5 protein-coding genes are annotated in these 6,273 nt (G+C 71.0%); 4 read left to right on the top strand and 1 reads right to left on the bottom strand.

Annotated elements, in window-relative coordinates; all coding sequences use genetic code 11:
* Positions 1-193 precede the first annotated feature (193 nt).
* Together ACF3NH_RS19895 and ACF3NH_RS19890 are read left to right on the top strand one after the other, a co-directional pair.
* A complete protein-coding gene (locus ACF3NH_RS19895; RefSeq protein ID WP_422925352.1) occupies positions 194-1,231 on the top strand; it encodes an ABC transporter ATP-binding protein in 1,038 nt (345 codons plus the stop codon).
* Positions 1,228-2,136, top strand: coding sequence for an ABC transporter ATP-binding protein (locus ACF3NH_RS19890; protein ID WP_422925350.1), 909 nt, complete (start codon positions 1,228-1,230; stop codon positions 2,134-2,136). The genes ACF3NH_RS19895 and ACF3NH_RS19890 overlap by 4 nt, the downstream gene beginning before the upstream one ends.
* Positions 2,137-2,187: 51 nt before the next feature.
* Here the strand turns inward: ACF3NH_RS19890 and ACF3NH_RS19885 are convergent, their stop codons facing one another.
* Complete coding sequence (locus ACF3NH_RS19885) at positions 2,188-3,201, bottom strand: Bug family tripartite tricarboxylate transporter substrate binding protein (protein WP_198366718.1); 1,014 nt, start codon at positions 3,199-3,201, stop codon at positions 2,188-2,190.
* Positions 3,202-3,458: 257 nt separating this feature from the next.
* Here ACF3NH_RS19885 and ACF3NH_RS19880 point away from each other — a divergent pair, with 257 nt between their 5' ends.
* Together ACF3NH_RS19880 and ACF3NH_RS19875 are read left to right on the top strand one after the other, a co-directional pair.
* Complete coding sequence (locus ACF3NH_RS19880; protein WP_198366717.1) at positions 3,459-4,445, top strand: LysR substrate-binding domain-containing protein; 987 nt, start codon at positions 3,459-3,461, stop codon at positions 4,443-4,445.
* Positions 4,446-4,535: 90 nt separating this feature from the next.
* Positions 4,536-6,266 (top strand): IlvD/Edd family dehydratase, encoded by a 1,731-nt coding sequence (locus tag ACF3NH_RS19875; RefSeq protein ID WP_198366716.1) that lies wholly within the window; start codon positions 4,536-4,538, stop codon positions 6,264-6,266.
* Positions 6,267-6,273 lie beyond the last annotated feature (7 nt).

Here is a 6,273-nt window from a genome sequence, read left to right as displayed (position 1 = left end):
CGAGAGGGCGGTTCCGGCGGCGGGGGTGGCCAGGGTCATCCTGTCGCGGTCCTCATGCAGGGGCGGGGCCGGCTGCCATAGCAGAAATGCCGACAGTGGGTACAGACGGGGAGGGCGGAGCTGGCATGTTGCCTGGCGATGAGAATGACACTAAGAATCATTCTCATAATTTCCAGGCAAGGAGTCCTCGCCCATGGCGCTGCTGGAGGTCAGGGATCTCACCGTCCGCTTCGACACCGGGGAAGGCACCGTCCATGCGGTGAATGGCGTCAGCTACGACCTGGAGGCGGGCGAGACCCTCGGCGTCGTCGGCGAGAGCGGCAGCGGCAAGAGCGTGCATGTCCTGGCCATGCTGGGCCTCATCCCGAAGCCTCCCGGCCGCATCGCCGGCGGCAGCGTGCGCTTCGACGGGCGCGAGCTGCTGACCCTCTCGGAGCGCGAACTGCGCAAGCTGCGCGGGCGCGAGATCGGCATCATCTTCCAGGACCCGATGACCTCGCTGAACCCGGTGCTGACCGTGGGCACGCAGATCACCGAGGCGCTGGTGACGCACGGGCTGATGTCCCGGCGTCAGGCCCTGGAACGCGCCGTCGCGCTGCTCGACCTGGTCGGCATCCCCGAGCCGCGCAAGCGCGTGACGCAGTATCCGCACCAGTTCTCGGGCGGCATGCGGCAGCGCGCCATGATCGCCATCGGCATCGCCTGCGAGCCCAAGCTGCTGATCGCCGATGAGCCGACCACCGCGCTCGACGTGACGGTGCAGGGCCAGGTGCTCGACCTGATGCGCGACCTGAAGAAGAAGCTCGGCATGGCGATGATCTGGATCACGCACGACATGGGCGTGGTCGCTGGCATCGCCGACACGGTGCAGGTCATGTATGGCGGCCGCGTGCAGGAGCGCGGCCCGGTCCGCGCCGTCTTCAACGACACGCGCAGCGCCTATACCTGGGGCCTGCTGCGCTCCCTGCCCGACCACGAGATGCCGATCGCGGCCGAGGGCGAGCGCGTCGCCGTGGTGGCGACGGAACGCCAGCGCCTCTACCAGATCCCCGGCCAGCCGCCGGATCTCTTCCAGCCGCCGGTGGGCGATCCCTTCGCGCCGCGCAACCCCTTCGCGACCGAGCGCTGCCTGACCGAGGTGCCCCCGCTGGTGCAGGCGCCGGGCGCGGTGCCCGGCCATCTCGTCGCCGCCTGGTACGACCTCCGCGCCCAACGGGAGAAGGCCGCATGAACGCGATTGCCCCCAAGCCGATCCTGGCGGTCGAGGGCCTGACCCGGCACTTCGACACCGCGCACAACCTCTGGGGCCGCTCGACCCACACGGTGAAGGCGGTGGACGGCATCAGCTTCACCGTGGCGCCGGGCGAGACGCTGGGCCTGGTCGGCGAATCCGGCTCGGGCAAGAGCACGACGGGCCGCCTGGTGCTGCGGCTGGAGAAGCCCACCGCCGGCCGTATCGTCTTCGAGGGCGAGGACATCACCGGCCTGAAGACGCACCAGCTCATCAAGGTGCGCAAGAAGCTGCAGGTGGTGTTCCAGGACCCCTACTCCTCGCTCAATCCGCGCATGCGGGTGGGAGAGAGCGTCGGCGAGCCCCTGCGCGTGCATGGGGTGGTGCGGGGCGGCGCCGAGCAGCGCGACCGTGTGGCGGAGCTCTTCCGGCGTGTCGGCCTCGACCCGCGCTTCATGGACCGCTTCCCCCACCAGTTTTCCGGCGGTCAGCGGCAGCGCATCGGCATCGCCCGCGCCATCGCGCTCGGCCCGAAGCTGATCGTGGCGGACGAGCCGATCACCGCGCTCGACGTCTCGATCCAGGCGCAGATCATCAACCTCTTCCTCGATCTGCAGGAGGAGATGGGCATGGCCTATCTGTTCATCGCCCATGACCTCGGCATGGTGCGCTATCTCTGCCACCGGGTGGCGGTGATGCTGCGCGGCCGCATCGTCGAGATGGGACCGACCGCCGAGGTCTTCGCCAACCCGACCCATCCCTATACCCGCGCCCTAATCTCGGCGGCGCCGATCCCGGACCCGGACCGCGAGGCGGCCCGCCGGCGCCTGCCCTACGAGCCTTCGCCGCCGCCCCCCGAGGCGGAGCTCCGCGAGGTGTCGGCGGGGCATTTCGCCCTGGTGTGAGGCGGGCGGGCGGCCGGAGAGAGGATGACCTTTCTCCGGCCCGCCCGGCCATCAGGCGTCGGCGCGGATATTCGCCGCCCGCGCCACCTCGCCCCAGCGCTTGTGGTCGGCCTTCACGCGGGCATCGAACTCCGCCGCCGTGCCGCCGCCCGGCTCGTCGCCCTGGCCGGTGATGCGCTCCCGCACCGTGGCGTCCTGCAGCGCCGCGTTCATCGCCGCGTTGAGCCGCTGCACCACCTCGGGCGGCGTGCCCTTCGGCGCCGAGAGGCCGATCCAGCTGGTGATGATGAAGTCGTTCAGGCCCTGCTCGGCGGCGGTCGGGATATCCGGGAAGGCCGGCGCGCGCCGCTCCCCCGTCACCATCAGCCCGCGCACCTGCCCGGCCTTGACGAAGGGCGCCACGACCGAGGCGGCGTCGAAGAGGGCGCTGAAGCGGCCGGCGATGAAGTCCTGCATGGCCGGGCCGCTGCCGCGATAGGGCACGCTCTCCATCTGCGGATTGCCGATGCGGGTGCGGAACAGCTCCATCGCGCAGTGCGACATGCTTCCCGCCGCCGCCGTGCCGTAATCGACACCCTTGGGCTGCGCCTTCACCCAGGCGGTGAAGTCCGCGACCGTCCTCGCCGGAACCGAGGGGTGCAGGCACAGGATCAGTGAGCTTTGCAGCGCCAGCCCCACCGAGACCAGCTCCAGCGGATCGATGGTCATGCCCGGGAAGGTGTGCGGGTTGATGGCCATGGAGCTCGAATTGGCCGCCAGGATCGTGTAGCCGTCCGGCCGCGCCCGCAGCACCGCCTCGGTGCCGATATTGCCGCCGGCGCCGCCCTTGTTGTCGATCACCACCGGCTGGCCGAGCGCCTGCGACATGCCCTGCTGGATGACGCGGGCGGCGAAGTCGGTCTGGCCGCCGGGCGGGAAACCGACCACCAGCGTCACCGGCCGGGTCGGCCAGGACTGGGCCAGGGCCAGGTGCGGCATGGCGAGGCCACCGGCGGCGGCGCCGAGGCCGGCGGCGAGCAGCCCGCGGCGGCGGAGCGGGGGCAGGGCGTCGTTCTGGAACGTCATCCGTGGGTCTTTCCGGGTCCGTGGAGCCGCCCTCGCGGGAACGGGGGCGGGTGTGACGCCGGGATCGGGGCGGGGCGGCGGCATGGCACGGCGCGCCGCGCGGGGGCGGGCAGGGGACCGGCTTTCCTCCACGGACCGCCTCGGGCCCGGTCCGCTTGCTGCGGAACTGTTCTTGTCGCGGTATGGTTAGGGGGCGGGCGGGATGCTAGTAAAGCGCAATCATCGGCGACCGACATACCGAATCGGATATCCCTGCCATGGCCGCTTCCCCCGCCGGGGCGCCTCGCCCCCTGGCGCCGGACTGGTTCTCCCGCACCCGCCTCAAGCTGCGCCACCTGCAGCTGCTCACCGCCCTGGACGAGGACCGCAACCTCAACCGCGCCGCCCGCCGCCTCGGCCTGACCCAGCCCGCCGCCTCGCGCCTGCTGGCGGAGATCGAGGCGATGATCGGCGCTCCGGTGGTCGAGCGCCGGCCGCGCGGGGTGGAGCCCAACGCGCTGGGCGAGGTGCTGCTGCGGCGCGCCCGCGCCGTGCTGGTCGAGCTGGAGGCGGCGGCGGCGGAGCTGAACGGCCTGCGCGGCGGCTCGGGCGGCACGGTGGCCATCGGCGCCGTCACCATGCCGGCGGTGGATGCGCTGGTGCGGCTGGTGGAGCAGGCACGGCGCGAGGCGCCCGGCATCCGGGTGAGCGCGGAGGTGGACACCAGCCCGGTCCTGGTCGAGCGGCTGCGCGCCGGCCGGCTGGACTTCATTCTGGCGCGCCTGCCCGCGGGGCAGGACGCGGCCGGGCTGGAGTATCGCGAGGTGGGGGAGGAGGAGATCTGCTTCCTGGTGCGGGAGGAGCATCCGCTGCTGGCGGGAGGCACCCCGGCCCTGGCCGATCTTCGGGCCTACCCCTGGGTGCTGGAACCGCGCGGCAGCCTGCTGCGCCAGCAGGTGGAGATGCTGTTCCTGCGCCATGGGCTCGAGCCGCCGGGCCAGGTGCTGAACACCGCCTCGGCCCTGGTCGCCCTGGCGGCGCTGGCGCGGGGCGATGCCATCGGTGCCGTTAGCACCTCGGTCGCGGCCATCTTCGGGCCGCGCGGGCGGTTCCGCCGCCTGCCCGCCCCGCGGGAGGCGCCCCGCCTGAGCGTGCCGCCCTATGGGTTGATCCGGCTGCGCGGCCACCGTCTCTCGCCGGCGGCGCACAGCCTCCACGCCATGGCGGAGGCTTTGCTCTTTGAAGACATACCGAAACCGGCATAGATCGCCCCGAAGTTCCGATTGGAACGATATGCCTCGTCGGCCTAGCCTGCTCGGACGCGGCGCCCCTGCCGTCTCCCGAGGAAACGCGCCATGACACACGACAAGAAAACGCTGCGCAGCCAGGCCTGGTTCGGCCGGCAGGACAAGATGGGCTTCTACTACCGCTCCTTCCTGAAGAACCGCGGCATTCCGCAGGACCAGTTCGAGGGCAGGCCGGTCATCGGCATCTGCAACACCTGGTCCGAGCTCAACCCCTGCAACAGCCACTTCCGCACCATCGCCGAGCATGTCCGCTACGGCGTGCTGGAGGCCGGCGGCTTCCCGCTGGAATTCCCCGTCTCCTCGCTGGGCGAGGTGACGATGCGCCCCACCGCCATGCTCTACCGCAACCTCGCGGCGATGGATGTGGAAGAGGGCATCCGCGCCCATCCGCTGGATGGCGTCGTGCTGCTGATGGGCTGCGACAAGACGACGCCCGCGCTGCTGATGGGCGCGGCCAGCGCCGATCTTCCCGCCATCGGCGTCTCCGGCGGGCCGCAGCTGCGCGGCGTCTATCAGGGCAGGATGATCGGCTCCGGCACCAGCATCATCTCGATGAGCGAGCAGCTCCGCGCCGGCGAGATCACGCTGAAGGAGTTCCATGAGGCCGAGGCGGGGATGAACCGCAGCCATGGTTCCTGCATGACCATGGGTACGGCCTCCTCCATGGCCTCGATGGTGGAGGCGCTGGGCATCGGCCTGCCGACCAACGCCGCCATCCCCGCCGTCGACGCCCGCCGCAACGAGCTGGCCCGCATGGCCGGCCGCCGCATCGTCGAGATGGTGGGAGAGGACCTGACACCCACGAGGATCCTGACGCGGGAGGCCTTCGAGAACGCCATCCGCACCCTGGCCGCCATCGGCGGCTCGACCAACGCGGTGGTGCATCTCATCGCCATCGCGCGGCGCATCGGCGTCGACCTGACGCTGGAGGATTTCGACCGGCTGGGCCGCGGCGTCCATTGCCAGGTGAACCTGATGCCCTCCGGCGAGTACCTGATGGAGGATTTCTACTACGCCGGCGGCCTGCCCGTGGTGCTGCGCGACCTGGGCGAGCAGGGCCTGCTGCACAAGGACGCGCTGACCGTCAACGGCCGGAGCATCTGGGACAACGTCAAGGACGCGCGCTGCTGGAACCGGGAGGTCATCACCACTCCGGAGCAGCCCTTCAAGCCCGATGCCGGCATCGCCATCCTGCGCGGCAACCTGGCGCCCGACGGCGCGGTGATCAAGCCGTCCGCCGCCTCGCCGCACCTGATGCGGCACACCGGCCGCGCCGTGGTCTTCGACAGCATCGAACACCTGCACCACGCGGTGAACGACGACAGTCTGGAGATCGACGCCGACTGCATCATGGTGCTGCAGAACTGCGGCCCCAAGGGCTATCCCGGCATGGCCGAGGTCGGCAACATGCCGCTGCCGCAGAAGCTGCTGCGCCAGGGGGTGCGCGACATGGTGCGGATCTCCGATGCCCGCATGTCCGGCACCGCCTATGGCACCGTGGTGCTGCATGTGGCGCCGGAAGCGGCGGCCGGCGGGCCGCTGGCCCTGGTGCGGACCGGCGATCTCATCACCCTCGACGTCAAGGCCGGCAGCCTGCACCTGCATGTGGACGAGGCCGAGTTGGCCGCCCGCCGCGCCGCCTGGGTGCCGCCGGCGCCGCATTTCGACAGGGGCTATACCCGGCTCTATGTCGATCACGTGCTTCAGGCGGACCAGGGCGCCGATTTCGACTTCCTGGTCGGCCGCAGCGGCTCGCCCGTGCCGCGTGACAATCACTGAAGGGGAG

This window comes from Pseudoroseomonas sp. WGS1072 (assembly GCF_049340465.1).
In the GTDB taxonomy this organism is placed as follows: Bacteria; Pseudomonadota; Alphaproteobacteria; order Acetobacterales; family Acetobacteraceae; genus Pseudoroseomonas.
The sequence above is the reverse complement of the archived record's forward strand: the minus strand, read 5'-3'. Positions and strand labels throughout refer to the sequence as shown.

Coding starts and splice junctions, on each gene's coding strand:
- ACF3NH_RS19880 (WP_198366717.1), top strand. CDS start 3,459: ATGGCCGCTTCCCCCGCCGGGGCGCCTCGCCCCCTGGCGCCGGACTGG.
- ACF3NH_RS19885 (WP_198366718.1), bottom strand. CDS start 3,201: ATGACGTTCCAGAACGACGCCCTGCCCCCGCTCCGCCGCCGCGGGCTG.
- ACF3NH_RS19875 (WP_198366716.1), top strand. CDS start 4,536: ATGACACACGACAAGAAAACGCTGCGCAGCCAGGCCTGGTTCGGCCGG.
- ACF3NH_RS19895 (WP_422925352.1), top strand. CDS start 194: ATGGCGCTGCTGGAGGTCAGGGATCTCACCGTCCGCTTCGACACCGGG.
- ACF3NH_RS19890 (WP_422925350.1), top strand. CDS start 1,228: ATGAACGCGATTGCCCCCAAGCCGATCCTGGCGGTCGAGGGCCTGACC.